General features: G+C 69.2%; 20 protein-coding genes and 2 pseudogenes. 15 read left to right on the top strand and 7 right to left on the bottom strand.

What is annotated here, in order from left to right; translation table 11 throughout:
- Positions 1 to 8 precede the first annotated feature (8 nt).
- Positions 9 to 1526 (top strand): aldehyde dehydrogenase, encoded by a 1518-nt coding sequence (adh, locus tag OHU35_RS05090; RefSeq protein ID WP_189724203.1) that lies wholly within the window; start codon positions 9 to 11, stop codon positions 1524 to 1526.
- A 708-nt stretch (positions 1527 to 2234) separates the two neighbouring features.
- Here adh and OHU35_RS05095 read toward each other — a convergent pair.
- On the bottom strand, positions 2235 to 2813 hold the full coding sequence (locus OHU35_RS05095) for a TetR/AcrR family transcriptional regulator (protein ID WP_189724204.1): 579 nt from the start codon (positions 2811 to 2813) through the stop codon (positions 2235 to 2237).
- 756 nt (positions 2814 to 3569) lie between these two features.
- On the opposite strand from OHU35_RS05095, the gene OHU35_RS05100 reads away from it, so the two are divergent.
- The 10 genes and pseudogenes from OHU35_RS05100 (at position 3570) to OHU35_RS05145 (ending at position 12031) form a co-directional block, all read left to right on the top strand.
- Entirely contained in the window at positions 3570 to 4580 is a 1011-nt protein-coding gene (locus tag OHU35_RS05100; protein ID WP_229872934.1) for an alpha/beta fold hydrolase, read from the top strand.
- A 455-nt stretch (positions 4581 to 5035) separates the two neighbouring features.
- On the top strand, positions 5036 to 5851 hold the full coding sequence (locus OHU35_RS05105; RefSeq protein WP_189724205.1) for an oxidoreductase: 816 nt from the start codon (positions 5036 to 5038) through the stop codon (positions 5849 to 5851).
- A gap of 52 nt (positions 5852 to 5903) precedes the next feature.
- Positions 5904 to 6755, top strand: a complete 852-nt coding sequence (locus OHU35_RS05110) for an alpha/beta fold hydrolase (protein WP_189724577.1) — start codon at positions 5904 to 5906, stop codon at positions 6753 to 6755.
- Between the two features lie 73 nt (positions 6756 to 6828).
- Positions 6829 to 7983: a low temperature requirement protein A gene (locus tag OHU35_RS05115; protein WP_189724206.1), complete on the top strand. Its 1155-nt coding sequence runs from the start codon at positions 6829 to 6831 to the stop codon at positions 7981 to 7983.
- Positions 7984 to 8091: 108 nt separating this feature from the next.
- Positions 8092 to 8754 (top strand): response regulator transcription factor, encoded by a 663-nt coding sequence (locus OHU35_RS05120; protein WP_189724207.1) that lies wholly within the window; start codon positions 8092 to 8094, stop codon positions 8752 to 8754.
- A 139-nt stretch (positions 8755 to 8893) separates the two neighbouring features.
- Complete coding sequence (locus OHU35_RS05125; RefSeq protein ID WP_229872936.1) at positions 8894 to 9256, top strand: class I SAM-dependent methyltransferase; 363 nt, start codon at positions 8894 to 8896, stop codon at positions 9254 to 9256.
- 169 nt (positions 9257 to 9425) lie between these two features.
- On the top strand, positions 9426 to 10259 hold the full coding sequence (locus tag OHU35_RS05130; protein ID WP_189724208.1) for an enoyl-CoA hydratase/isomerase family protein: 834 nt from the start codon (positions 9426 to 9428) through the stop codon (positions 10257 to 10259).
- Positions 10260 to 10290: 31 nt separating this feature from the next.
- Entirely contained in the window at positions 10291 to 10569 is a 279-nt protein-coding gene (locus tag OHU35_RS05135) for a hypothetical protein (protein WP_189724209.1), read from the top strand.
- 85 nt (positions 10570 to 10654) lie between these two features.
- Complete coding sequence (locus OHU35_RS05140) at positions 10655 to 11353, top strand: SDR family oxidoreductase (RefSeq protein ID WP_189724210.1); 699 nt, start codon at positions 10655 to 10657, stop codon at positions 11351 to 11353.
- Between the two features lie 95 nt (positions 11354 to 11448).
- Positions 11449 to 12031, top strand: a pseudogene (locus OHU35_RS05145) ((2Fe-2S)-binding protein).
- A gap of 96 nt (positions 12032 to 12127) precedes the next feature.
- On the opposite strand, the gene OHU35_RS05150 reads toward OHU35_RS05145, so the two are convergent.
- Positions 12128 to 12532, bottom strand: coding sequence for a type II toxin-antitoxin system PemK/MazF family toxin (locus OHU35_RS05150; RefSeq protein ID WP_189724211.1), 405 nt, complete (start codon positions 12530 to 12532; stop codon positions 12128 to 12130).
- 167 nt (positions 12533 to 12699) lie between these two features.
- On the opposite strand from OHU35_RS05150, the pseudogene OHU35_RS05155 reads away from it, so the two are divergent.
- Positions 12700 to 12996, top strand: a pseudogene (locus OHU35_RS05155) (transposase); the annotation flags it as partial.
- A gap of 323 nt (positions 12997 to 13319) precedes the next feature.
- Here the strand turns inward: OHU35_RS05155 and OHU35_RS05160 are convergent.
- The 4 genes from OHU35_RS05160 to OHU35_RS05175 form a co-directional block, all read right to left on the bottom strand.
- Complete coding sequence (locus tag OHU35_RS05160) at positions 13320 to 13463, bottom strand: hypothetical protein (protein WP_189724599.1); 144 nt, start codon at positions 13461 to 13463, stop codon at positions 13320 to 13322.
- A gap of 294 nt (positions 13464 to 13757) precedes the next feature.
- Complete coding sequence (locus OHU35_RS05165) at positions 13758 to 15179, bottom strand: DEAD/DEAH box helicase (RefSeq protein WP_189724212.1); 1422 nt, start codon at positions 15177 to 15179, stop codon at positions 13758 to 13760.
- Between the two features lie 1119 nt (positions 15180 to 16298).
- Positions 16299 to 16736 carry a membrane protein insertion efficiency factor YidD gene (gene yidD / locus OHU35_RS05170; RefSeq protein ID WP_229872937.1) on the bottom strand — a complete coding sequence of 146 codons (438 nt, stop codon included), beginning with the start codon at positions 16734 to 16736 and terminating at the stop codon, positions 16299 to 16301.
- Positions 16737 to 16901: 165 nt separating this feature from the next.
- Positions 16902 to 18641, bottom strand: coding sequence for a glycoside hydrolase family 6 protein (locus OHU35_RS05175; protein WP_189724213.1), 1740 nt, complete (start codon positions 18639 to 18641; stop codon positions 16902 to 16904).
- Between the two features lie 766 nt (positions 18642 to 19407).
- On the opposite strand from OHU35_RS05175, the gene OHU35_RS05180 reads away from it, so the two are divergent.
- The 3 genes from OHU35_RS05180 to OHU35_RS05190 all read left to right on the top strand — a co-directional run bounded on the left by OHU35_RS05180 (position 19408) and on the right by OHU35_RS05190 (position 25019).
- Positions 19408 to 22326, top strand: coding sequence for a glycoside hydrolase family 48 protein (locus tag OHU35_RS05180; protein WP_189724214.1), 2919 nt, complete (start codon positions 19408 to 19410; stop codon positions 22324 to 22326).
- 310 nt (positions 22327 to 22636) lie between these two features.
- Positions 22637 to 23659 (top strand): LacI family DNA-binding transcriptional regulator, encoded by a 1023-nt coding sequence (locus tag OHU35_RS05185; RefSeq protein WP_189724215.1) that lies wholly within the window; start codon positions 22637 to 22639, stop codon positions 23657 to 23659.
- A 229-nt stretch (positions 23660 to 23888) separates the two neighbouring features.
- On the top strand, positions 23889 to 25019 hold the full coding sequence (locus OHU35_RS05190) for a GH12 family glycosyl hydrolase domain-containing protein (RefSeq protein ID WP_189724216.1): 1131 nt from the start codon (positions 23889 to 23891) through the stop codon (positions 25017 to 25019).
- Positions 25020 to 25114: 95 nt separating this feature from the next.
- Here OHU35_RS05190 and OHU35_RS05195 read toward each other — a convergent pair whose 3' ends face one another.
- A complete protein-coding gene (locus tag OHU35_RS05195) occupies positions 25115 to 26068 on the bottom strand; it encodes an expansin EXLX1 family cellulose-binding protein (RefSeq protein WP_189724217.1) in 954 nt (317 codons plus the stop codon).
- Positions 26069 to 26401: the final 333 nt, after the last annotated feature.

A 26401-nucleotide genomic window follows, 5' to 3' on the forward strand; every position in this document is an offset into this window, starting at 1 on the left:
GAGCCGCCATGGTGTACGCGCAGCCAGGAACGGACGGCAGCATCGTCAACTTCGCCCGGCGCTACGACAACTTCATCGGCGGTGACTTCGTCGCCCCGGTCGAGGGCCGTTACTTCGAGAACCCGAGCCCCGTGACCGGCAAGGTCTTCTGCGAGGTGGCCCGCTCCTCCGCCGCCGACGTCGAACTCGCCCTGGACGCCGCGCACCGGGCGGCCGACCAGTGGGGCCGCACGTCCGTCGCGGAACGCGCGGGCATCCTCAACAGGATCGCGGACCGCCTGGAAGAACACCTGGAGAAGATCGCGGTCGCCGAGACCTGGGAGAACGGCAAGCCGGTCCGCGAGACCCTGGCCGCCGACATCCCGCTGGCCATCGACCACTTCCGGTACTTCGCCGGTGTCGTCCGCGCCCAGGAGGGCAGCATCGCGGAGATCGACGCCGACACGGTCGCGTACCACTTCCACGAGCCGCTGGGCGTGGTCGGCCAGATCATCCCGTGGAACTTCCCGATCCTGATGGCCACGTGGAAGCTGGCCCCCGCGCTGGCCGCCGGCAACTGCGTCGTCATCAAACCCGCCGAGCAGACCCCGGTCAGCCTGCTCTACGTGATCGAGCTGATCGCCGACCTGCTCCCGCCGGGCGTGGTCAACGTGGTCAACGGCTTCGGTGTCGAAGCGGGCAAGCCGCTCGCCTCCAGCCCGCGCGTGGCGAAGGTGGCGTTCACCGGGGAGACGACGACCGGCCGCCTGATCATGCAGTACGCGAGCGAGAACATCATCCCGGTCACGCTGGAACTGGGCGGCAAGAGCCCGAACATCTTCCTGCCCGACGTCACGGCCGCGGACGACGACTTCCTGGACAAGGCCGTGGAGGGCTTCGTGATGTTCGCCCTCAACCAGGGCGAGGTGTGCACCTGCCCGTCCCGCGCCCTGATCCACTCCTCCATCTACGACGAGTTCATGGCCCGTTGCGTCGAACGCACGCAGGCCATCGTCGGCGGCGACCCGCTGGACCCGGACACCATGATCGGCGCGCAGGCGAGCAACGACCAGTACGAGAAGATCCTCTCCTACCTCGACATCGGCAGGAAGGAAGGCGCCGAGGTCGTCACGGGCGGCAACCCCCGCGCGGTCCCCGGCCTCGAGGGCGGCTACTACATCGAACCGACGATCTTCCGCGGCACCAACGACATGCGGATCTTCCAGGAGGAGATCTTCGGCCCGGTCGTCTCGGTCACGACCTACGACTCCGTCGACGAGGCCCTCAAACTCGCCAACGACACCCTCTACGGCCTGGGCGCCGGCGTCTGGACCCGCGACGGCAACACGGCGTACCGCCTGGGCCGCGAGATCAAGGCGGGCCGGGTATGGACCAACTGCTACCACGCGTACCCGGCGCATGCGGCGTTCGGCGGCTACAAGAAGTCCGGGATCGGCCGCGAGACGCACAAGATGATGCTGGACCACTACCAGCAGACGAAGAACATTCTTTGTTCATACAGCCCTCAGAAACTTGGCTTCTTCTAGAGCCTGAAGTCGGGTTGCTTGGAGGCATCGTTGCGCTCCAGGCAACCCGACATGAAAGATACCCAGTGCAATCAATTGGGTTCTCAAGGCTACCGTCTGGCATTCAAGCTTATGGCCGCCCTGAACGAGTCCGTATCGCGAGTGAAGGCTCCTCGCGACCACGAAGAGGACAGCCCAGAAGGGGTCGGGCAAGGAGGCCGCCGCGAGGAAGCCCGCCCCGAGCTCCTGACGTGTACAAGGCCGTTGTCAGTGCCGCGTGCGATCCTCACCCCTGAAGCGGGCACTGCAGAAGGAGGCCGACCGAGTCCCGTGCGATGCCATCCGCCTCGGCCAGGGACTTCGCGGTCAGCGTCAGTCTGTTCCTATCCATGCGTCCCCAACTCCGTCGCACAGCAAAAATGGCACGGGGCTAACATCCGATCGCGCCAGCTCGAAAGGGGCTCTCGAACTCGCCCGCAGCGGATTCCCCTTCCAGGGCACAGGTCCGTCCGCCACCCAGGGTGGAGCCCCAGTGGCCGTTATGGCGGGTGGCCCTACGCCGTGCGGACAAGTATTGGTACAGGGAAAAGGGGCCGAGGTGCCCCACCGCGCGTCCGCGTGGCTACGTGGGCCAACCAGTGCCGCCAGGCGTGAGTGAGGGTCGCCGACACGCTTCGGCGGCGCCGACGGTCGGTCGGTGGATCCGGCGTCCTGTCGAGCAGTTGCGGCTCAGCCGCGTGGTCCCGCGCCGTGCAGGAGTGTGTCGATGACGAGTGCGGCCAGCGCGTCCGGGTCTTGCGCGGCTGGATCCTGGTTGGCACCCGGCCTGTCGAGGGCTTCGCTCAGGAGGGCGTAATACACCTGCCGCGTCCAGTCCAGGTCCGCGTCCGGAGCGAGGAGTCCCTCGTGCTGCGCTCGTGCGAGGAGTTCGACGGTGTAGGTGTCGATCTCTTCCCAGACGGCGGCTGCGGCGCTGGTATGGGGCGTGGCGTGACTGAGGGTGAAGCGCCAGGTGTTCTTGACCCGCAGGACGTTCGCAGTCACCCGGTACAGGGCCACGAGCGCGGGGGCGGAGTCGGGCCGGGCTTCCCCGATGGCATCGAGGAGCTGCTGCTTCGCGGAGACGGCGAGCGCCTCCAGCAGCGCCTGCCGATTCGCGAACCGGCGGTGCACCGTGATCCTGGTCAGCCCCGCTGCCTCGGCGATCTGCTCCATGGAGGCACCGGCGTCGTCGGCGAGGACCCGCTCGGCCGCCTCCAAAATCGCACGCACACTGCGCTCGGCATCTGCCCGCAGCGGTCGGCCCATAGCGGTCTCCCTGTCTCGTTCGTTTTCGTCCCCACGTAGAGGATACGTGAACGCTACGGGTATCTCGATAACTGATTCTCTCCTGCCGCGAATACACTTCTATCTGATACACGGATGACGCAAATAGGTTTCTCATGCCGCACTGCCCGACAGGCGACGACTCCACGAAATCGCCGGTCAGGCGACGCTTTCGCCCTCCATGCCGGCGCCCACTCGACAGGTGCGTCGCGACAGTGACCGGAAGCCGGGACGGCACCGGCTCGCGCAGCCCACGATGTCGGCGCACGACAGATTCACCGCTCTGGGGCAAACCCTCCGGTCACAACCCGAGCAATTGTCATGCTCTCGACGCTTCGAGCCCGACCGGACAGAGGCTGTCGTCATGACCCAAGAGAGCGGACTGATTCACCCTGGCGGATGACGCAGTCGAGCGCCCGGGACGACTCCCGACGACATTGCCGATCCCTAGCTTCAGCACATGTCGATCATGCGGGAGTCTCTTCGCCGCCCCCAGCTCACCGGCGTCGTCACTCCCAGCTCCCCCACCCTCGCGCAGTCCGTGACCTCCGGTCTGCATCCAAGCGGGAGGTCCGCGGACCCGTTGGGGCTTTCACATGCGTACGGGGGCGAGCCCCGTTCGACGAAGTCGCCGGGTCAGGAACAGCCCCGACTCCCCTGCGCCCGCAGAGCATTCACGGAGCGCACGGCAGGTTCAACGCGCCGGGGGAGACCTCCGGCCCGACTCAAGGAATTGGCATGTCCTCAAACACTCGAGGTACGCGTATCTCCCGGCGGACCGCGATGGCGCTGGCCAGTATGTCGGTCGTCGCGGCTGTCGTCGTCACGGCACCGAGCATGGCCAATGCCGTGAGCGGCAGCTCCGGCGGCACGCGGCACTCGGCCACCCAGGCGCAGAACGCGGAAAGCGCCAGCACCGCCCCCAACCTGCGCGTCAAGGCCGCCAACGGCGTCACCTACCAGTACCGCCGCTTCGGCCACCCCAGCGCGGACAGCGTGCCGCTGGTCTTCTTCCAGCACTTCCGCGGCACTCTCGACAGCTGGGACCCCAAGCTCATCGACACCATCGCCGCCAAGCGTGAGGTCATCCTCGTGGACAACGTCGGTGTCGGCGGCTCCACCGGCACCACCGCCAGCACAGTCCAGCAGATGGCCCTGGACGCCATCGACTTCATCGACGCCCTCAAGCTGCCCCGCTACGACGTGTTCGGGTTCTCCCTCGGCGGCGAGGTCGCCCAGGAGGTCGCCCTGCGCCGCCCCTGGCAGGTCCGCCGTGTGGTCCTGGCCGCCACCGGCCCCCAGGGCGGAGTGGACCAGCGCGCATCCGACCCGAACATCCTGCAGCGGACCCTGAAGGACAACCCGGGCCCCGAGGACTACCTCTTCCTCTTCTTCAAGAACACCGCCTCCAGCCAGGCCGCGGGAGGCGAGTTCCTCCAGCGCCTCGGGCAGCGCACCACCGACCCCGACGCCCCCTCCAGCCTCGCCACCCGCGACCGCCAGCTCACCGCGTGGTCCGAGTGGGGCATCCCCGACAAGTCCAAGCTGGTACGCCTGAACGCCCTCTTCCAGCCGGTCCTGGTCGCCGACGGCGAGAGCGACATCCTGATGCCCGCCAAGAACTCCCACCTGTTGGCCAAGTACCTCCCCAACGCGCAACTGCACATTTACCCGGACGCCGGCCACGGCTTCCTCTACCAGTACGCCGTCAAGTTCGGCACCGAGGTGAACGCCTTCCTCGACCGCTGACAGCCCCTCCCCCTGAGACGGTTGCCGGCGCCCACAGGAGCGGTGACCGCAGACCGGCCTCATGCCCGATGCCCCGCCGGAGCCAAGCCCGGCGGGGCATCGCCGTGCAACGGGCCGCCGACCGGTCTCCATCCGGAGGGCCGCAGCGGGGCGGGCATCGACACGGAGGCATGCCTCCCACAGTGCTCGAGCGGGGCGCTCTTCGGGTGCGGTGCGGGCGCTCCGGGGAAGGACCCGCTGACGTCGTGACCCTCCGTAAGAGATACGTGAACGCTACGGATGCCTTTTTAATTGATGCTGTCATGTTGCCTTTGAGTGAGAAGTTGATACATTGATGAAACCGATTGGGGGTTGCGGCGACGGCGACGGACCTCGGCATGACGGGCGTCCGCGTCCGACACCGCGCCCCCCACACCCCCCGTAAGAAGAAGCAGTCCATGAGTCAGGAGCCCACAATGGCGACAACACGTCCGGTAGCCCTCGTGACGGGTGCGTCCTCCGGCATCGGCAAGGCGGCCGCGCTCGCGCTGGTGGCGGCGGGCCACGAGGTGGTCGGCACCAGCCGCGACACCGCGCATGTCACCCCCCTCAAGGGCGTGACCTTCCTCGACCTCGACGTGACCAGCGACGCCTCGGTGACCGCTGCGGTCGGCGAGGTGATCGACCGGTTCGGGCGGATCGACGTCCTGGTCAACAACGCCGGCATCGGCTCGGCTGGCGCCGCCGAGGAAAGCTCCGCCGCCCAGGCGCAGGGCCTCTTCGACATCAACGTCTTCGGCGTCATCCGCATGACGAACGCCGTCCTGCCGCACATGCGCGCCCAGCGCAGCGGACGGATCGTCAACATCTCGTCCATCGTCGGCTTCATGCCGCAGCCCTACATGGCGGTCTACGCCGCCTCCAAGCACGCCGTCGAGGGCTACTCGGAGTCGGTCGACCACGAGCTCCGCGAGTACGGCGTGCGGTCCCTGCTCGTCGAGCCCGCCTGGACCAACACGGCGTTCGACGCGGCCAGCGTGCGGCCCGACCGGCCTCTGGACGTCTACGCCAAGCAGCGCCACGTCTTCGAGGAGTACATGGCCGGTGCGGTCAAGGACGGCGACGACCCCGCCGTCGTCGCCAAGGAGATCGTCGCGGCGGCGACCGACGCCAAGCCGAAGCTGCGCTACACCGCCGGCGCCATGACCGGGCGCGTGCGCACCATGCGCCGCATCGTCCCGTCCCGCATGTTCGATCAGCAGCTGCGCAAGCTCAACCGCCTGCCCGTCTGACCACTCCCACAAGACCGTCATGAAACGCAGCGACAGGAAAGCGAAGCCCGCCATGACCACCTATCTGGCAGACGCGGCGAAGGACCTCACCGTGAAAGGCCCCTCCGCGACGTTCACCTACCGGCGCATCGGCCCCCGGGGCGGCATCCCGCTGGTCCTGCTGAACCGGGTCCGCGGAACCCTCGACTGGTGGGACCCGGAGTTCCTGGACCACCTCGCCGCCGCCCAGGACGTGATCGTGTTCGACAACGTCGGCACCGGCTACACCACCGGCACCCCACGCGACTCCGTCGAGGGACTCGCCGACGGCACCGTCGAGTTCATCGAGGCCCTCGGCCTCACGCAGGTCGACCTGCTCGGCTGGACCCTGGGCGGCACCGTCGCCCAGCACGTCGCCCGCACCCGGCCCCACCTGGTCCGCAAGCTGGTCGTGGCGGCCGCCAACCCCGGCGGGACGGTGCCCGGCGCTCCCGACCCGGACCCGAAGGTGCGGGCCACCATGACCAAGCCCGAGGTCACCGGGGACGACCTGGTGTTCCTGTTCTTCCCCGAGACGGACACCGGACGCGCCGCCGGGTACGCGCACCTCGCCAGAGTGGCCACCCGGCTGGCCACCGGACGCCCCGACGTGTCCGAGGCGGCGGCCATGGGCCAGATCACCGCGATCGGCAAGGACGCGCAGATCCCCTTCGAGCAGGTGCGGGCGGACCTGGCGTCCATCAAGCAACCCGTCCTGTACGCCACCGGCATGCAGGACGCGATGATCCCCGCCCTGGCCTCCTGCACCGCCGTCCAGCACCTCGACCACGCCACCCTCGTCGCCTACAGCGACGCCGGGCACGCCTTCCTCTTCCAGCACGCCAAGGACTTCGCCCGCCAGGTGAGCGCCTTCCTCGCCGACTGACCGTTCACACGGACACCGGCCCCACAGGAGGCACGACAAAGTCGGGACGCCTCCCGCACTGAGGAGAGTCATCGTGCAGGTGACCAGCGCCCCGGCGCGCCGGGAGGTCACGCCGCTGGAGCTGTTCTTCGACCTGGTCTACGTCTTCGCGATCGGCCAGTTGTCGCACCGGCTCCTCGTACATCCCACCTGGACCGGCGCCGCCCAGGCGCTCGTGCTCTACCTCGCCGTCTATGCGGCGTGGGCGTACACCACCTGGGCGGTCACCCTCGTCCCGGCCGAGAACCCGCGGACCAGGCGGATGCTGCTGGGGGTCATGCTCGCGGGGCTGTTCATGAACGCCGCGATCCCACGAGCCTTCGGCGACGCCGGCTGGGTCTTCGTCGCCACCTTCCTGCTGATCCACATCGGCCGGACCGTATGGCTGCTGACCGTCGGCCTCGACCGGGTCAACCAGGAACATTTCATCCGCGTCCTGGTCTGGTTCGTCGCGGCCGCACCTGTGTGGCTGATCGGCGCGGCGGTCGACGGCGGCGCGCGGCTGACCTGGTGGGCCGCCGCCATCCTGATCGAGCTGGCGGGCACCTGGGCGGCGCATCCACTGCCAGGCCGCAGGCTGGACTCCCGAGAGGTCGCCTTCGCCGGCGGCCACCTGCTGGAACGCGGCCGACTGTTCATGATCATCGCGTTCGGCGAGACAATCATGACCACCGGCACCGCGCTCACCACGGCGCCATACGCGCCGATGACCCTGCTGACCAGCAGTGTCGCGCTCACCGGCACCATTGCGTTGTTCTGGCTGTTCTTCAGCCGCTCAGAACACGTCGTCCGCCACTACGAGCGGACCGAGGACCCCATCAGGGCGGGGCGCAGCGGCGTCATCAGCCTCATGGCCTCCGTCGCCGGAATCATCGCCGCCGCCACGGGCGACGAACGGGTCATCGCACATCCGGTGGAGCACGCCGGCATCACCACGAACCTGCTCCTCTTCGGCGGGCCGGCCCTCTACATCGGGGCGCAGACCTGGCACGGGGCGACCCTGTTCGACGCACTGAGCCCGGCACGGCTGGTCACGCTGTCCGCCCTGGTCGTCGGATGTGCGGTCACGACGGCGGCCCCGGCCTACCTGTCGGCCGTCATCGCCGCCGCAATCGTCGTCGCGCTGGCCGTGTTCGAAGACCGCCATCAGCCGGGGAGGGCGCGTGCGAAGCCCATCCCACCACGCTGACCTCCACCGTTGCGCTCACTCACCGACCGACTCACCGGAGCTTCTCATGGACCTCCCCACCAACACCGTCCTCGTCACCGGGGCCGGCCGGGGCCTTGGCCGGGCGCCATGACGCAGGAGGCCAGCGTACTGATCTGCGACGATCAGGAGTTGATGCGGGCCGGCCTGCGCTTGGTCGTGGACGGCCAGCCGGACCTCACGGTCGTCGGCGAGGCCGGAGACGGCGAGGCGGCAGTGGCGCAGGCGCTTACCCTGCGCCCGGACCTCGTCCTCATGGAGGTACGGCTGCCCTGCCTGGACGGCATCTCGGCGACCGAGCAGGTTCGGGCCGCGTTGCCCCGGACGCAGGTACTGGCCCTCACCATGTGCGACCGCGACGAGTACGTCTACGCCTCGCTGCGTGCGGGAGCGAGCGGCTTCCTCGTCAAGGACGCGCCGACCGCCGAGCTGCTCGTGGCCATCCGCAGCGTCCTGCGCGGCGAGAAGGTCATCGCCCCCTCGGTGACGCGGCGGCTGATCGACCGCTACATCACAGGTGCCCTCGCTCCGCTCACCGACGCAACGCTCGACGTGCTCTCCGACCGCGAGCGCGAGGTGCTGAGCCTGGTGGCCCGCGGGCTGAACAACGCGGAGATCGCCGGGAAGCTGTTCCTCGGCGAGACCACGGTCAAAACCCACGTGGCCAGGATCCTCACCAAGCTGCGCCTTCGCGACCGGATTCAGGCCGTCGTCTTGGCCTACGAGAGCGGACTGGTTCGTCCTGGCGGGTGACCCCGTCGGGCGCTCGGGATGGTTTGCGACGACCCGGACGCTCCCTAGGTTTCGGACATGTCGATCATGCGCGAGTTCCTTCGCCGCCCCCGGCTCACCGGCGCCGTCGCCCCCCAGTTCAGCAACACTGGCGCAGGCCATGACCGCCGGCCTGGATCTGGAACACGCCGACGCCGTGGTGGAGTTGGGGTCCGGCACCGGTGCGACCACCGAGGCGATACGGCGACGGCTGGAACCGGGGCCACGGCTGGTCGCGGTCGAGCTCGACCCCGCTTTCGCCCGCCGACTCGCGGACCGGTGCCGGGACAGCAGCGTCGAGGTGGTCCACGGTTCCGCCGAGGACCTGCCGGCGCTCGTCCCCCACCCGGTCGACGCCGTCGTGTCCGGTCTGCCGTGGACCGTCATGCCTCACGAGCGGCAGCGCCGGATCCTCGACGCGGTGACCCGCGTACTGAGCGCGGACGGCCGGTTCAGCACCTTCGCCTACGTCCACGCGGCCTGAACTCCCCCGGCCCGCCGGTTCGCCGCCGAGCTGACCACGCGGTTCTCCGGCGTGGAGCGCAGCGGGTCGTCTGGCCGAATCTCCCGCCGGCGTACGTGCACCGCGCGTTCACGCCGACCCAAACAACCCTTCCCGCCCCCGCTCGAACACTTCAGAACCGGAGCACACCATGACGCAGCACAGCATGTTCAGCATCGAGACCGTGGCGCCGAAGATCCGCCGCGTTACTTTCACGAATGCGCCCGTGAACGTCGTCGGCGCGGACACTGTCGTCCAACTGCTCAACGTCGTCGATGAGTTGAGCAAGGACGAGAGGGTTCAGGTCGTCGTCTTCGACAGCGGCACGCCCGGATACTTCTTCAACCACGCCGATCTCGGCCAGGTGCCCGAACTCCTGGCGTTGAACGGCGCGGACGGGACCCCGACGTGGGTCGAACTCGTCACGCGGCTGAGCAGCGCCCCCTTCGTCAGCATCGCCTCCATCCGCGGGCGTACCCGGGGCGGGGGCGACGAGATCACCCTGGCCTTCGACCTGCGCTACGCCAGCCTCGAGGAGGCGGTCTTCTGCCAGCCCGAGGTCGCGATCGGCATCGTCCCGGGCGGTGGCGGCAGTGACCGTCTGGCTCGGCTGCTGGGACGGGATCGCGCGCTCGAAGCGGTCCTCACCAGCGAGGACTACGACGCCGAGCGCGCCGAGAAGTACGGATGGGTGACCCGGGCCGTCCCCGACGCCGAGCTCGATGACCTCGTCAACGGCGTGGCAGCGCGCATCGCGTCCTTCGACAGGGCGTCCGTCCTGGGCGCGAAGGCGCAGATCAACCGGTCGACGCTGCCGCCGGTGGCCGACCTGCGCGCGTCCTGGGCGGAGTTCGCCGAGTCGGTCAAGTGGCCGGGATTCCAGGCGCGCGTGCCGCAGCTGGGCAAGGCCATCGCCGAGGTCGGTCTCGATGAGATCGAGCGGAATCTCGGCTATTACGCCGGGCTCATCAACCAGCAGGCATAGGCGCCGTGCGGGGAAACGAGGAAGGACCTCCATGACCAGGGACCGTGTCCTGCCGACCGGCAGACGAACTGCCGTGCAGCGCAGGGAACTTCTCACGCTGGCGGCGATGTGCCTGGGCGTGATGATGACGTTCCTGCTCATCACCGCCACCATCTCGGCGCTGTCGGCGATCCAGGCCGATCTGCACGTCAGTCCGAGTGCGCTGATGCTCGCCCACGCCACCACCACCTGCCTGATCTTCCCGGCCGCCGACCGGCAACCCGCACACACGCGTCAACACGTCGGCCAGGGCACCTCTCCGACTTCCTGACCTGCGGCTGAACCACGTCCAGGCACAGAACCCCCCGGATCCCATCAGCGATTCCTTCCCCCCCCCATGCAAAAAGGGACTTCACATGGACCTCTCCACCAGCACCGCCCTCGTCACCGGAGCCAACCGCGGCCTCGGCCGCGCCCTCGCCGCAGAGCTGCTCAGCCGCGGCGCCACTGTCTACGCCGGCGCCCGCAACCCCGACCAGGTGGACCTGCCGGGCGTCACGCCGATCGCGCTCGACATCACCGACCCCGCCTCCGTCGCGGCCGCAGCCAAAGCCACGGGTGACGTGACGGTTCTGATCAACAACGCCGGCTCATCCACTGGCACCGACCTGCTCGCAGGCGACCTGGACAACATCCGCCTGGAGATGGACACCCACTTCTACGGCACCCTCTCGGTCGTCCGCGGTTTCGCGCCCCAGATAGCGGCCAATGGCGGCGGCGCCATCCTGAACATCCTGTCCGCCCTGTCCTGGTTCAGCTTCCCGGAGTCCGGCGCCTACTGCGCCGCGAAATCCGCGCAGTGGTCCCTCACCAACTCCCTGCGCCTCCAACTCGCCGACCAGGGCATCCGGGTGGCCGGACTGCACGTCGCCTACATGGACACCGACATGACCCGGGCGGTCACCGCCCCCAAGTCCGCCCCCGCCGACGTCGCCCGGCTCGCCGCCGACGGCATCGTCGAGGGCGTCTACGAGATCGTCGCGGACGACGTCAGCCGCCAAGTGCAGGCCGGGCTGGCCGGAGGCGTCAGCGCCCTCTACCCCGAGATGCCCTGACGGACAGGGGATTCAGCCGAGACCCACCGGCCGACCAAAGCCGGCCGTTCACCACCGACTTCCGCCGACACTGTCGCCGAACGAAGAGAGCGGGCATGTCCACCGACCTTCCCGAGTCATACGGTTCTCCCCCTGATCTCCCTGATTCCCCTGAACCCCCAGCCGCCGTCCCGTCCCGCCGCACGTTCATCGCCACGACCAGCGCCGTCGGGGGCGCCGTCGTGGCGGGCGGCCTGCTCGCGGGAGCCCCCTTCACCGCCGAGGAGGCCGCAGCCGCAGTGACCGCCGATGCGCCGCCCAGCGGTCGGCTCTCGCTGACCGTCAACGGCGAGCGGCACACCGCCGAGATCGACAACCGGACCTCGCTGCGGGGCCTGCACGGTCCTGGTCGACGGGCGGCGGGTCAACTCCTGCCTGACGCTGGCCGTGCGCCTGGACGGTGCCGAGGTCACCACCATCGAGGGCCTGGCCGACGGCGACGAACTCCACCCGTTGCAGCGGGCGTTCATCGAGCAGGACGCCTTCCAGTGCGGGTTCTGCACGCCGGGGCAGATCATGTCCGGCGTCGACTGTATCGAGGAGGGGCACACCGGCTCGCACGAGGAGATCCGGGAGTGGATGAGCGGCAACATCTGCCGCTGCGGCTGCTACGTGAAGTACTCCAGCCGTAGATCGTGATCTCGATGGTGAGGGGCCCCGAGGCGGCAGGTGTCCAGCGTGGATCATCTCGCCCGAGATCGCCCATGCCGTCGTGGGCGTCGGCTCCTTCTCCGTCTACCCGAGTTCACCGCGGCGGAAGGCGTCCCTTATCTCGCTGAGCTTCGCGGTCGTTGCCGGGGTCCGCTCCTGTGCTTGTTCAGCGAGTCGGAGGGCATCGTCGATCTCGCTGAGCTTCCTGGAGGACAGGACGGCCGCCCGCTCTATCAGGTCGTCCCGGGACACGGTGGTCAGCCACGTGCACGGGGTGAAGCCTGGACGCGGGAACGCGAGCCGCAGCACGCCTTCGAGCGGCAGCCCTTCACCGGCGCCGACCGTCACTTCGATGCCCAGACCGCTGATGTCGAGGCCCGCCGGAGCGACGACCTGCATCACCTGGAACCCGGACGCGTCGTCTCCTGACAGCAGTACGACCAACCTGCGCTCGTCGAACTGGACCCACCAGACTTCGCCACGTTGCACAAGCCCTCCGATACACAGGACGGCAGGCAGACGCTGCGCGACCTGACGCGGTGTGGAGACGGGTGCGGCCACTGTTGATCATCGGTGTGTGAAGACAAACGATCATGCGGTGGCCGCAGGTCCCAGCGTAGACCCTGCCTGCTGTTCAGGAGGCGTTCGAGGGCCTGATGAGCCGGATAGCGGGACGCTTCACACGGGTCGAATCCCGACGCCGGGCCCGGAAGTTGGTACTCGACCTGTTGTCGGACCTGCCGCGCAAGAACTGCTGGACCATCTCCGAGTGGGCCGGGGACAGGGCCCCGGACGGCATGCAGCACCTGAAAGGCACCGACACCGTTGGAGTCCAGCGGCACTGAACCGGCACCGCGGGCAGGATCGAGAACGCCCAGGTCGCCGTCTACCTGGTCTACGCCGGCCGCCGCGGGCACGCCGCAGTGGACCGGGAACTCTATGCTCCGCGTTCCTCAAGCATGAAGATCACGATCTACGGCTGTAGTACTAGGAGCCTGAAGTCGGTGCCTAGCGGTGCGTCTTCTGGTCATGGTTCCCTCGTCCTCCGGTGCTGTGAGAAGGAAGCAGGCGGCACGGCGCGTCCGCGAGGTCCGGGCCGGGGCCGTCACGTCTGAGGCGTTTGCTTCGCCCGCGCTGCGAGAGGAGCGACATCTCCCGCGACCCGGGCGGCCCGATGGCCGGCGTCGAGGAATCGGGTGACCATGCGAGCGGCCAGCTCCGGCTTGGTCGCACGCCAGCGGCCGCCACCTTGATCCAGCGACGCGCACCAGGGTGGTCAGCGGCACTGCGGCAGGCGAGTAGGAGCTTGACGCCGGTAGTGGCTGGTCTGGGATCGGGTCTGGTGGCGGCGTCGCCAGACGGACCAGAGCTCCAGCGGCGTCCCCTCGGCGATGAGGTAGGTGCCGAGGTCCAGGTACACACCCCGCATTGTCGACGCGCCGGCTTCGCACGCCGGGGCGGCAGACCCGTATCTGCCATCCCGGCATTTGACGGCGTGTGGGAGTGCAGCCGCATCTCCTTTCGGAGCGCGCGCTCCTGACTCCGCATCGATGTCCACGAGAACGGCTCGTCCGCACCCGGTGACTCGCCTTCAGCACCGACTGTCGTGCGGCTCGTTGGCAGCCGCCGGGGCATCGACTCGAATTCTCCGGTCCCGCGGATCCCGTCCAGCAGCGTGGACGAAGACACCGCCCGGCAGTTCGGGAAGTCGGTCTCAGCCGCTGCGCCGCACCCGGGCCGCCTTGCGGGCCTCCGCGAGCTTGCGGGCCTCGCTGCTCTTGCGGGACGGCCTGCCGCCGGAGTCGCCCTTCGCGTCCTTGGTGCTGCCCAGGCCGCGGAACGGGGCGTTGTGGTTCTTGGGGCGCGGTACGGCCGACCCGCCGTCGAGAAGCTTTCCGGACGGGGCCTTGGCGCCGGTGATCCGGCTCAGCTCCGCCTCGCCGGACCGCACTTTGGAGACCCTGGGGGCGACGTCGGCGTCCGCCATGACCTGGCTCGTCTCGCGGCGCTGTCCCGACAGGACGAGTGTCACGACGGTGCCGGAGCGGCCGGCCCGGGCCGTGCGGCCCGCGCGGTGCAGATAGTCCTTCGGATCGGTGGCCGGGTCGACGTTGACCACGAGGTCGAGGTCGTCGACGTGCAGGCCGCGTGCGGCGACGTTCGTCGCTACCAGCGCGGTGACCTGCCCGTTCTTGAACTGGGACAAGGTCCGGGTCCGCTGCGGCTGGGACTTCCCGCTGTGCAGGGCGGCGGCGGCCACGCCGCTGGCCCGCAGATGCCGCGTGAGCAGGTCGACACCGTGCTTGGTGTCCAGGAACAGCAGGACGCGGCCGTCCCGAGCGGCGATCTCCGTGGTCACGGCGTACCGGTCCGGGCCGTGTACGACGAAGACGTGGTGCTCGATCGCGGAGACCGCGTTGGACGAGGGGTCCACGGAGTGGACGGCGGGGTCGCGCAGGTAGCGCTGCACCAAGTGCTCGACGTCGCGGTCGAGGGTGGCGGAGAACAGCATCCGCTGCCCGTCGGGACGCACCTGGTCCAGGATCTCGGTGACCTGCGGAAGGAACCCCATGTCACACATCTGGTCGGCCTCGTCCAGGACCGCGATGCGCACCCGTCCCAGTCGGCAGCCCTTGCGCTCGATGAGGTCGTGCAGCCGGCCGGGCGTGGCGACGACGATCTCGGCGCCGTCCCGCAGCACGGCGGCCTGACGTCCGATGGACACTCCGCCCACCACGGTCGCGAGCCGTAGCCGTAGCGCCTCGGCGTATGGGGTGAGCGCCTCACCGACCTGCTGCGCCAGCTCCCTGGTAGGCACCAGAACGAGCGCCAGCGGCTCTTTCGGCTGCGCGCGCCGCCCGGCCGTCCGGACGAGCATCCCCAGGCCGAAGGCGAGCGTCTTGCCGGAACCTGTGCGGCCCCGGCCCAGGACGTCCCGTCCCGCGAGCGCGTTCGGCAGCGCCGCCGCCTGGATGGGGAAGGGCACAGTCACACCGTGCTCACCGAGCGCCCGCAGAACCTCGGCCGGCAGCCCCAGCTGCGCGAAGGAGGCAGCCGTGGGCACCGCCGAAGTGGCGCCCGCCGCCTCGGACACATCGTCCTGCTGCTGGGCATCGGCACGTGCTGATTCGCTCACAGAGAGCCTTCCTCCGAAGGGACCGTACCGAGGAAGGCGCGGCAGGGACGCGGCCGCCAGCCAGAGACACCGAACGGAGACCGACACAGCGACGCTGCAAACGCGTAACGTTAGCATGGGGCACGCCGCACGGGCCTGTCGAAAGCGGCCCTGCCCTTGGCCTTGTGGACGCCAGAAGACGCTTCGAACAACCTGCGCCACGTGGTGCCACAGGGGCACTCCCAGCATCGACGCCCAGCCCGGCACCCGGCACCGAGGTGCGGACCAACTTCGCTTCCCCTCTGGCGATTTCCATCATTTTCGCAGGTCAGCGTGAGGCTGGGCCGTGTACCGCAAGTAGACGAAGAACCTGCTGGTGTCGTACTCGGCGAAGAAACTGGGCTTCTTCCAGACCCCGAGAGAAGGGCGCCTGACCAGGGCAGACGCCCGTCAGGCGTCCTTCTCGGCGCACATCTGGGCGGCGAGCCAAACGCGCCCCTGCTCCCGGTGATCTTCGAGGAGATTGGATCACTCCGCTGCTGCCCAAGGTCGAGCGTCGGGCCCGGCATCCGGGACGCAAGCGGCATCCGGACCGGCTGGTGTTCCACCCCTGGCCTTCTCCCGGGCGGCCGTCGACGGCTCCCCCCATACGGGCGTCAGAGGGAGCTCCAAGACCGGACGAAGCCCCGTCGACCGGGGCAGGACGGGCAGTAGCATCACCTGATCACCGACGCCACCGGCATCCCGCTCGCCGCCACCCTGACCGGCGGAAACCGCAGCGTCGTCACCCAGCTGATCCCCCATGCTCCAGGCGCTACCGCCGGTGCGGGGCAAGCGCGGCTGGCCCCGGCGCCGCCAGGACGTGGTGCTGGGCGCTCGCGGGTTCACTCAAATCACGTTCGAGGTCGCAGAACGGCCCGGACCTCTGTGGCACGTGCGTCGCTGGGCAAGTGCCCAAGGGGCCGTGGCGCCGGTCCAACGGTGGGTGTGACCGGACATGTCCTGGCTGAACCTGCCAATGGCCCCGGCCGGAGGCCACAGCGCGCGTGACACCTGCGGCCGCCGTGCCGGAACGGGGCAGCGGGCGGCCGGCGATCGGGTACCGGGCCGGACGGGCGGATCCGCGGGCGGGGGTGTCGGTCAGCCGCGGCCCGGCGGCACCGGGTCCCGAAAGCCCCGGCGGCGGGCAGCACCGGGCCGACAGCGCAGCAGACGCCCCAGGATCAGCCGACCGCCGCGCAGGGCGCCGTGGCGATGGAGTGCTTGTACCGCATAGGTGGAACAGGTCGGGGTGTATGGGCAGCAGGCCGGCCGGGTTGGGCTGACCGCGACGCGGTAGTGGCGTACGGCCCGGTACATCGAGGCGGACACGCGCCCGCCCGGAGAGGGCGCGGCGGGGTCAGCGCCGTGGCCGGCGGCCGTGAGCGAAGGGCGGAGGACGGCGAGCAGCATGGCCGCCTGCGACACGCCGCCGCAGCAGCACGGGTGGGCCAGCGTGTCGAGCGTCCCCGCGCAGCATCCTTCGTCCTTCTCGCCGCCCGCTCCCTTCCTCCGGCCGCGCTTCTCGCCTCGCGCCATGATGTCCGTCCTCCCCGTCACGGTCGAAAGATCATATGACGGTCAGGCGGCGGTTCCGGACTGGGAACAGGCGCACTCGGCCGTGGAGCACGGGATCCGCCGGGATCGGTCCCTCGGCTCTGGCGAGCGGGACCGACCCCGGCGGTCGTGCACCACGTCAGCAGGTCACGACAGCGGCGGGTAGGCGTTCCGCACCAACTGCTGGAACTGGGCGGAGAACCAGTGTCCGGCCAGCGGCGAGTTCGGCAGTGAGCCCGTGGGGTTGTTGCCGTTGCGGGGGTTGCCGCCGTACGTCGGGTCACACATCCGGTCGAAGCCCTTGCCCTCGTCGTTGGGGACGGGGGCACTGTTGCCGTCCGACTCCCCCGGCGGCTTGACCCACACGTAGGCGTCGATGCCGGCGGCCGGAGCCGCGGTCGGCCGTTCGCCGATGCCCGCACCGCTCTGGTTGCACCAGTTGCCGGCGTGGATGCGCCGGTCGATGCGGCTGGCGTCGACGTAGCCGTCCACGGTGGTCTGCGCTCCGGGACCGCTGGGCCGGGCGGAGCCGCCCCAGCCGTTGCGTGACGTGTCGATCAGCATGCCGAGTCCGGAGTTGAAGCCGGCCGCGACGAGCTTGTCGCGCAGCGCCTGGGCGAAGGACTGCTCGTCCACGTACTGGTTCCAGTCCACCCACTTCGACTGACGTACGGTCTGGCCGTTCACCGTGTCGGTGACCTTGAGGTACGGCTCCTTGGTGGGGCTGTAGTTCGCGGTGTTGACGATGAAGCCGGCCACGTCGTTCACGCTCGCGCCGTTCGTCGTCGCGACCTTGTGGAACTGCTGTACCGCGGGCCCGAGGTTGCTGTCCCAGCCGAGCCAGCCGTGGTGGGCGGCGTCGATGTAGTTGTAGACGTTGGGGATGGCGCCCAGCTTGTCCAGGGCGTAGCCGACGCCCTTCTCGTAGTTGCCGTTGCTCTTCATGGTCACGCAGGCGTCGGTGGTGGTGGGGGTGCCGCCGGCGTTGGTCACCAGGTTGGGCAGCGAGTCGGGCTCGATGACGGTGGCGATCCGCAGGCCCGCGTACTTGGACTCGGACAGGATCGACGTGATCGGGTCGATGTACTGGCTCTTGTACTTGTCGAGGTCGTTGGGTCCCAGCTCGCCGTTGGAGGCGAGGGCGGCGCAGTCGCGGCCGGGCAGGTCGTAGATGACCAACTGGATGACGAGATCGCCCGAGCCCTTCTGCTTCAGGGCCTCGTCGAGGTGCGCGCGCAGGCCCATGCCACCGTTGACTCCGTTGATGGCGGCGATTCTGTCGAGCCAGACCGCGGTGGGCTGGTCGGCGATGCGGCTGCCGCCCGGTTCGGCGGCGGCCTTGGCGGACCACTCGGGGTTCACGTACACCTTGGCGCCGGTGTAGGGGTTGTCGATCCGGCTGCCGGTGTCGCCGCCACCGCCACCGCCACCGGTGCCACCGCCAGAGCCGCCACCGGTGCCACCGCCGCTGTCGACGTTGCAGGTGACGCCGTCGAGCGTGAACGTGGCGGGCACGCTGTTGGTGCCGCTGGAGGAGCCGTTGAAGCCGAAGCTGACCGAGCCGCCGCTCGCGAGGGTGGCGTTGTAGCTCTCGTTGGCGACGGTCACATCGGCACCGTTCTGGCTGATCTTCGCGTTCCAGCCGTTCGTGACCTTCTGGTTGCCTGCGTACGACCACTTCACCGACCAACCCGACTTGGCGGCCGCATGGTTGGTGAGGGTCACCGCGGCGGTGAAGCCGGTGTCCCACTGGCTCTGCACCTTGTAGTCGACGGTGCAGGGGACGGCCGAGGTGGCAGCGCCGGCCTGGCCGACGAGGAGCGCCGTCCCCGACGACCCGGCGACCAGCGCCAGGGCGGCGAGCAGCGATGTCCTGGTGTGACTCATGAGTGCGGACTTCCTTCTCTCGGTGTGGACTGGGGGGGGAGATCAAGGACGGACCGGAGGAGCAGTTCGGCTCGTTCCAGCGACCAGCGGCACCTGGGCCGCGTTGGGGTCAGGCGTGGAGTTCGAGTGGGTGGTGCGCTTGGCACGTCCGCCGCTTGTGAGGTCCCGTGGAAGGCGGAGCCGTCATGCCGGCGCTTCGTGGCCTCCGTCGAGCTGGAGGTCGCCCGGCCGGGAGGTGTGCTGGGCGCCACCGCGGGGTTCGCACCCACGGTGCACGCAGTCCCGCTGAGCTGGAGCGTCGTCGGTGCGGGACGGCTCGTCGGTGTCACGGCCCTTGCTCGGCTCAAGGCCTCGGAAGAGTCGTTCCCACTGGCTGGTGACGGCGCATCCGGCCGTGCACGCGGCCGTGGCTTCCCGGGCCGGGAACACCGGCGGGACCGCGCTCCGAACGAGCGCGACCGGACCGTCGCTGACTAAAAGTACTGAATGCGGGGGGTGTCGCATGAGCGAGTCCTTGCAGCTTGGCGCGCCGCTACGGACGCGTCGACTGATGGAACCGCTCCCACTGGTGGGGAGGAAGTTAGCGCCAACAGGGGGAGTTTCATAGGGTCCTTGCGAAACTTTTCGCTCCCGTCAGCCCAGTTCGAACTTTGAACCCCTCGACGTCTTGACCGCACCCGCCTTCATCCCCACGATGGGAGCGCTCCCACTGGATTCAGGCTTTGGCATCTCTCCGTGAGTCGCGTGACGCAAGGAGGAACAGCACATGGATCCCGGACGCAAACGCAGAGCCGTACTGCGGTTTTGGACCGTCGCCGCCACCGTGTCAGCCCTGCCCCTGTCGATGCTCGCCACCGGCACGACCACCGCGAACGCGGCGTCCGTGCAGTGCAGCGTCGACTACAAGACCAACGACTGGGGTTCCGGTTTCACCGCCGACCTCACCCTCACCAACCGTGGCACGACCGCGATCGACGGCTGGACCCTGACCTACGGGTACACGGGCAACCAGAAGCTCGCGAACGGGTGGAACGGCAGCTGGGCGCAGGCCGGTCAGACCATCACCGTCAAGAACGCCTCGTACAACGGCACCATCGCCCCGGGCGCAGCCGTCTCCGCGGGAGCACAGTTCAGCTACAGCGGCAGCAATGCCGCGCCGACCGACTTCGCCGTCAACGGCACCAGGTGCATCGGCGCCCACCAGCCGCCCATCACCGTGCTGACGAGCCCGGCCGCCGGCGCGGTCTACTCGCGGGGTGACGCGGTGCCGCTCGCGGCGACCGCCGGGGCCGCGGACGGCGCGACGATCAGCAAGGTGGAGTTCTACGACGACACCACACTGCTGGGCACGGACTCGAGCGCGCCCTACACGCACTCCGCCTCTGGTTTGACCGCGGGCAGTCATTCCCTGCTGGCGAAGGCGTACGACAGTCAGGGCGCGTCGGCGGAGTCCACCCCGGTCGGCATCACGGTCGCCGCGGGTCCCGCCGTGGTGGCCTCGATCACCCAACTCGCCGTCCAGCAGGGCGAGACGGCGACGTACGACGTGAAACTCTCGACCCAGCCGTCGGCCGCCGTGACCGTGACGACCGCACGGACGGGCGGCAACACGGGGCTGTCCGTGACCGGTGGGGCGTCACTCACCTTCACCCCGTCGAACTGGAGCACCGCGCAGAAGGTGACCGTCACGGCGGACTCCTCCGGCACGGGGGCGGCGACCTTCGAGTCGACAGCCACCGGGCACGGCAAAGCGACGGTGACGGTCACCCAGATCGCGGCGTCCAAGGCGTACGACGCCCGTTTCCTGGAGCTCTACGGGAAGATCACCAACCCGGCCAACGGCTACTTCTCCCCCGAGGGCATCCCCTACCACTCGGTCGAGACGCTGATCGTCGAGGCCCCGGACCACGGGCACGAGACCACCTCGGAGGCGTACAGCTATCTCCTCTGGCTGCAGGCCATGTACGGGAAGGTCACCGGCGACTGGACCAAGTTCAACGGCGCCTGGGAGATCATGGAGAAGTACATGATCCCCACCCACGCCGACCAGCCGACCAACTCGTTCTACACCGCCTCCAAACCGGCGACGTACGGGCCGGAGGAGGACACGCCGCAGCAGTATCCGACGCCGCTCGACCCGTCCGTGTCCGTCGGCTCGGACCCGCTCGCCGGTGAGCTGAAGTCGGCCTACGACACCGACGACGTCTACGGCATGCACTGGATCCAGGACGTCGACAACACCTACGGTTTCGGCAACACCCCGGGCGGCAAGTGCGAGGCCGGCCCGACGGAGACCGGACCGTCGTACATGAACACCTTCCAGCGCGGCCCGCAGGAATCGGTGTGGGAGACGGTGCCGCAGCCGACCTGCGACGCCTTCAAGTACGGCGGCAAGAACGGCTACCTGGACCTGTTCACCGGGGACAAGTCGTATGCCAGGCAGTGGAAGTACACCACCGCCCCGGACGCCGACGCGCGTGCGGTCCAGGCCGCCTACTGGGCGGACCTGTGGGCGAAGCAGCAGGGCAAGGGATCGGCCGTGTCGGGCACGGTCGCCAAGGCGGCCAAGATGGGCGACTACCTGCGCTACGCGATGTACGACAAGTACTTCAAGAAGATCGGCAACTGCGTGGGGCCCGCGTCCTGCCCGGCCGGCACCGGCAAGGACGCCTCGCACTACCTGATGTCCTGGTACTACGCCTGGGGCGGCTCCACCGACACCAGCGGAGGCTGGGCCTGGAGGATCGGATCCAGCTTCGCCCACAGCGGCTACCAGAACCCGCTGGCCGCGTACGCGCTCAGTGCCCACGCCGACCTGAAGCCCAAGTCGTCGACCGGCGCGGCAGACTGGGGCAAGTCGCTCCAGCGGCAGCTGGAGTTCTACCGCTGGCTGCAGTCGGACGAGGGCGCCATCGCCGGCGGCTCGACCAACAGCTGGGCGGGCCGCTACGCGACCCCGCCGGCCGGGAAGTCGACGTTCTACGGCATGTACTACGACCAGCAGCCCGTGTACCACGACCCGCCGTCCAACCAGTGGTTCGGCTTCCAGGCGTGGTCCATGGAGCGGGTCGCCGAGTACTACCAGCAGACAGGGAACGCGCAGGCCAAGACGGTCCTCGACAAGTGGGTCAAGTGGGCGCTGTCCAAGACCACGATCAACCCCGACGGCAGCTACCAGATCCCGTCGACGCTCCAGTGGTCGGGCCAGCCCGACACCTGGAACGCGTCGAGTCCCGGCGCCAACAGCGGACTTCACGTCACCGTCGCCGACTACACCGACGACGTCGGCGTGGCGGCCGCGTACGCCAAGACCCTGACGTACTACGGCGCCAAGTCCGGTGACGCGAAGGCGAAGTCCACGGCGAAGGCGCTGCTGGACGGCATGTGGGACCACCACCAGGACAGCCTCGGCATCGCCGTCCCCGAGACCCGCAGCGACTACAGCCGGTTCGACGACAGCGTCTACGTGCCGAGCGGCTGGAGCGGCAAGACGCCGAACGGCGAGACCATCGACTCGTCCTCGACGTTCTCCTCGATCCGGTCCTTCTACAAGAACGACCCGGCCTGGTCGAAGATCGAGGCCTACCTCAAGGGCGGCGCCGCGCCCGTCTTCACCTACCACCGGTTCTGGGCCCAGGCGGACATAGCCCTGGCCATGGGCTCGTACGCGGAACTCCTCGAGTAGCCCCCGCCGGCGATCCGCGTACGCGACCCCGTCACCAGGCGACGGGGTCACCCGGCCGGGCGGCCCCACCGCACTGGGGGCTGCCCGGTCCTCGCGCTCGATATTCCCCCACGCAAACGCGAGTCACCGGAGCCGTAGGCAGCGAGTTCCGATTTCGACGACCAGCGAGGGACGCCCATAACCCCACTCGCAACGGGAGCGCTCCCAACCCTCGTGCGCAGGGCGATCACCTGTTCCCGTGCCCCTGGTCAAGTCGTGTGCGCCCTTGCCTCCGGCCGGTAAGATCGGTGATCTCGTGGGGGAGGTGGTCATGGGCAGACGGCGCCCGGGGACACCGACGCTGGAGGAGGTGGCCGCCCGTGCCGGGGTGGGGCGGGGCACAGTCTCCCGTGTCATCAACAATGCGGCGGGGGTGAAGGAGTCGACGCGCCGGGCCGTGCGGCGGGCCATCGAGGAACTGGAGTACGTGCCCAATCTCGCGGCCCGTTCCCTGGCGGGGCGGCGGGCCGATGCCGTCGCCCTGGTCGTGACGGAACCGGACTGGCGGTCGTTCGCGGAACCCTTCTTCTCCGAGATCGTGCGCTCGCTCGGGGACGCGCTGTCGGACACCGGGATGCAGTTGCTGCTGACCTTGGTTCGCTCGGACGCGGAGCGGCAGCGCTTCCTCGAGTACGCGCGCGGCGGCAGGGTCGACGGCGTCCTGCTCCTGTCCGTGCGCGCCGGCGATCGGCTGCCGGACATGCTCGCCGAGGCCCGGTTGCCGACCGTGTTGCTGGGGCGCCGTTCGGGCGAGGAGTACGTCAGCTACGTCGACGCGGACAACATCGGCGGCGCCCGCAGCGCCGTCTCCCAACTTCTGCGACAGGGCCGCAGAGTGGTCGCGACCATCACGGGCCCGCTCGACATGTACGCCGCCCAGTGCCGGCTGCGCGGCTACCAAGAGGCCCTGACGCTGGCAGGTCTGGAGGGCGAGCAGACCCTTGTCGCGGAGAGCGACTTCACGGCGGAGAGCGGCCGTCGCGCCATGGCCGAACTCATCGAACGGCACCCGGACATCGACGGCGTCCTCGCCGCATCGGACACCACAGCCGCGGGAGCCCTGGAGGCACTGCGCGCGGCCGGACGCAGGGTGCCCGAGGATGTCGCCGTGATCGGTTTCGACGACTTTCCGCTGGCTCAGCGGACCACCCCGCGACTGAGCACGGTGCGGCAGCCGATCGAGGAGATCGGGCGGGCCATGGTCCGGCTGCTCCTGGAGGAGATGGAGGAGGGCGCCGTGGCCTGGCGCCATGTCATCCTCCGTACGGAGCTGGTGCTACGCGAGTCGACCTGACACGGCCGGCCCGTCTCGGGAGCGCCCCCCGCTCCCCCGTGCTGTGTCACAGGGCCCCTTGCCTGACCTGCGTCGCTGAAATCGGTTCGACGGGTTCATACGGGCAGTCTTGTCATGGACCTGAACCATCCCTACAGTCCCTGCCGAACCCACGATTGGGAGCGCTCCCATTCACAAGGTTGTGGGAGCACCTCCCTTACCCCCCTCATCGCCTCCGAAGAGGATCCGCATGCGTCCTTCACCGCACCATGCCCACAGCGCGCGTGGCCTGCTCGGCGCGCTGCTCACCTCGCTCGTCTCGCTCGCCGCGCTTCTGACCACAGCGTCGCCGGCGCAGGCCGACACCACGATCTGCCAGCCCTTCGGCACCACGACCATCCAGGGCCGCTACGTGGTCCAGAACAACCGCTGGGGCACCAGCGCCACCCAGTGCATCGCCGTCACCGACTCGGGGTTCCGGATCACCCAGGCCGACGGATCCGTCCCCACGAACGGCGCTCCGAAGTCCTACCCGTCCGTCTACAACGGCTGCCACTACACCAACTGCTCGCCCGGCACCAAGCTTCCGGCCCAGCTCAGCACCATCTCCTCCGCGCCCACGAGCGTGTCCTACGGCTATGTGAACGACGCGGCGTACAACGCCTCGTACGACATCTGGCTCGACCCCACGCCCCGCACCGACGGCGTGAACCGGACCGAGATCATGATCTGGTTCAACAAGGTCGGATCCATCCAGCCCATCGGCTCCCCGGTCGGCTCCGCCGGCGTGGCCGGGCGCGACTGGCAGGTGTGGTCCGGCAACAACGGCTCGAACGACGTGCTGTCGTTCGTCGCACCGTCGGCGATCACCAACTGGAGCTTCGACGTCATGGACTTCGCCCGGCAGGCCGTCTCCCGGGGACTCGCGCAGAACAACTGGTACCTGACGAGTGTTCAGGCGGGATTCGAGCCCTGGCAGAACGGCGCGGGCCTCGCCGTGAACTCGTTCTCCTCCACCGTCAACACAGGCTCCTCCGGTGACCCCGGCGGCCCCGGCGGCCCCACGGCCTGCCAGGTGGCGTACGCGACGAACGACTGGCAGGGCGGCTTCACCGCCGACGTCACCATCACCAACACCGGCTCCTCCCCCGTCCGAGGCTGGACGCTCGCGTTCACCCTCCCCTCCGGCCAGCGGATCACCAATGGCTGGAACGCGAACCTGTCCGGGGCGTCAGGAGCCGTCACAGCGAGCAACGTGGCCCACAACGGAGAGGTGCCGGCCGGTGGCCGGGCGACCTTCGGTTTCCAGGGCACCTCCGGCGGCGCCTTCGCCAAGCCCTCCGCCTTCAGCCTGAACGGCAGTGCCTGCACCACCGCGTGACACAGTGACACACCCTCACCCTCCGGGGCCCGCCTGATTCCTCCACGCCGACCGGCGGGCCCGGGAGGCAGAGGGGCCCGGTGTTCGCGGCGGATTCAATGCCGTGCGAACTGGACCCGCGTCGGCTGCGTGGCTTCCGGCCGCAAGGCGATCCCGTTGATGGTCAGTCGTTCGCCGTAGATGTCGGTGATTCTGATCGCGCCGCCGCACCCGCCACCGTCGGGGGAGAGGAAGTAGTTGTAGTCGGTGCGGGTGAGTTGGCGCCAGCCGTTGCCGGTGCGGACCTCCAGCCGCGCGAGCGGGTTGCGGTGGCCGATGGCCTGGACGGCACACCAGTAGGGGCTGGATCCGGTCTTGTAGCGGATCGAGATCGTGCCCGGTGTGTCGGGGCTCAACAGGCTCCAGGTGATGGCGATCCGGCCGGTCGAGGTGGGGGCCAGTTCGGCGAAGGCCTGCTCGCTGAGGTCGAGTTGCCCTGGTGCACAGGGCAGTGGGCATTCGTTGGTGATCCGGACCGTGACGGAGGCGCCGTTTGCCGCGCGGACGAGCACGTGGGCCCCGCATGCCTTGGACGTCTCGTAGTCGGTGGTGTTCATCGCCGCGATCATCATGTCGCCGCTCGGGCCGTACGAGCAGGCGCCGTCCCCGGTCCCGGCCTTGTAGACGGTGGCGACTCCCCGGTAGGTGGCCTTGGGCCGGATCCGTCCGGCCAAGGATGATGTGGCGGGAGCCGTCCGCGGGGAGGCCGATGCCGGCGCCGTCGACGCGGTCGCGGAAGCGGTCGGAGTCGTAGGGCCGGCCGACGGGGTCGCGGAGGCGGCGGACGGGGAGGCTGGGGAGGGCTTCCGCTCCGGCGATGCCGGGGGGCTGGTCCTCTGGGAGTCGGCGACAGCCGTGGCCGGGGCCCGCCCGGCCTCCTCCTCGCGGTCGGGCTGCATCGTCATGACCAGACAGACGAGAAGACCTGTGACGACCAGTCCCGTGGTGGTGCCCACCAGCAGCCCGCGTCTGCGCCTGCGCTGCCGCGCGGCCCGGCGTGTCTCTTGCATGTTCATCCGTTCGGAAGAGCGTGTCGGCGTTGCGCTACTCAGTGGCCGCAAGAGGCGAAAAAGTTGCCGCCGATGTCCGGTCGGGTCGGGTTCGGGCATGAACGGCCAGGTAGGAGCGCTGGGCGGAATCGTTGTGCCGTCCGCCCGTTCCGTGTTCCGTGACGGCAGGGACGGTCGTGAACACGGCGGCGACGGACACGTCTTGCGCGGCGAACGCCAAGGTCGCACCCCTCAGTGCGCCGATCTTGGAGACCGGGTGCCCGGCACCCACCGGGAGTGGAGCATCGACGGACGCGACAGGCGGGCTCAGGACGCCGGGGGCCGTACAGGGGA

The organism is Streptomyces purpurascens (assembly GCF_045040895.1).
GTDB lineage: Bacteria > Actinomycetota > Actinomycetes > Streptomycetales > Streptomycetaceae > Streptomyces > Streptomyces purpurascens.

Excerpts from the sequence above, each read along its gene's own strand:
- OHU35_RS05100 (WP_229872934.1), top strand. The coding sequence starts at position 3,570 with ATGTCCTCAAACACTCGAGGTACGCGTATCTCCCGGCGGACCGCGATG.
- OHU35_RS05140 (WP_189724210.1), top strand. The coding sequence starts at position 10,655 with ATGGACCTCTCCACCAGCACCGCCCTCGTCACCGGAGCCAACCGCGGC.
- OHU35_RS05095 (WP_189724204.1), bottom strand. The coding sequence starts at position 2,813 with ATGGGCCGACCGCTGCGGGCAGATGCCGAGCGCAGTGTGCGTGCGATT.
- OHU35_RS05130 (WP_189724208.1), top strand. The coding sequence starts at position 9,426 with ATGACGCAGCACAGCATGTTCAGCATCGAGACCGTGGCGCCGAAGATC.
- OHU35_RS05190 (WP_189724216.1), top strand. The coding sequence starts at position 23,889 with ATGCGTCCTTCACCGCACCATGCCCACAGCGCGCGTGGCCTGCTCGGC.
- OHU35_RS05135 (WP_189724209.1), top strand. The coding sequence starts at position 10,291 with ATGACCAGGGACCGTGTCCTGCCGACCGGCAGACGAACTGCCGTGCAG.
- OHU35_RS05110 (WP_189724577.1), top strand. The coding sequence starts at position 5,904 with ATGACCACCTATCTGGCAGACGCGGCGAAGGACCTCACCGTGAAAGGC.
- adh (WP_189724203.1), top strand. The coding sequence starts at position 9 with ATGGTGTACGCGCAGCCAGGAACGGACGGCAGCATCGTCAACTTCGCC.
- OHU35_RS05120 (WP_189724207.1), top strand. The coding sequence starts at position 8,092 with ATGACGCAGGAGGCCAGCGTACTGATCTGCGACGATCAGGAGTTGATG.
- OHU35_RS05185 (WP_189724215.1), top strand. The coding sequence starts at position 22,637 with ATGGGCAGACGGCGCCCGGGGACACCGACGCTGGAGGAGGTGGCCGCC.
- OHU35_RS05105 (WP_189724205.1), top strand. The coding sequence starts at position 5,036 with ATGGCGACAACACGTCCGGTAGCCCTCGTGACGGGTGCGTCCTCCGGC.
- OHU35_RS05125 (WP_229872936.1), top strand. The coding sequence starts at position 8,894 with ATGACCGCCGGCCTGGATCTGGAACACGCCGACGCCGTGGTGGAGTTG.
- OHU35_RS05195 (WP_189724217.1), bottom strand. The coding sequence starts at position 26,068 with ATGCAAGAGACACGCCGGGCCGCGCGGCAGCGCAGGCGCAGACGCGGG.
- yidD (WP_229872937.1), bottom strand. The coding sequence starts at position 16,736 with ATGGCGCGAGGCGAGAAGCGCGGCCGGAGGAAGGGAGCGGGCGGCGAG.
- OHU35_RS05180 (WP_189724214.1), top strand. The coding sequence starts at position 19,408 with ATGGATCCCGGACGCAAACGCAGAGCCGTACTGCGGTTTTGGACCGTC.
- OHU35_RS05175 (WP_189724213.1), bottom strand. The coding sequence starts at position 18,641 with ATGAGTCACACCAGGACATCGCTGCTCGCCGCCCTGGCGCTGGTCGCC.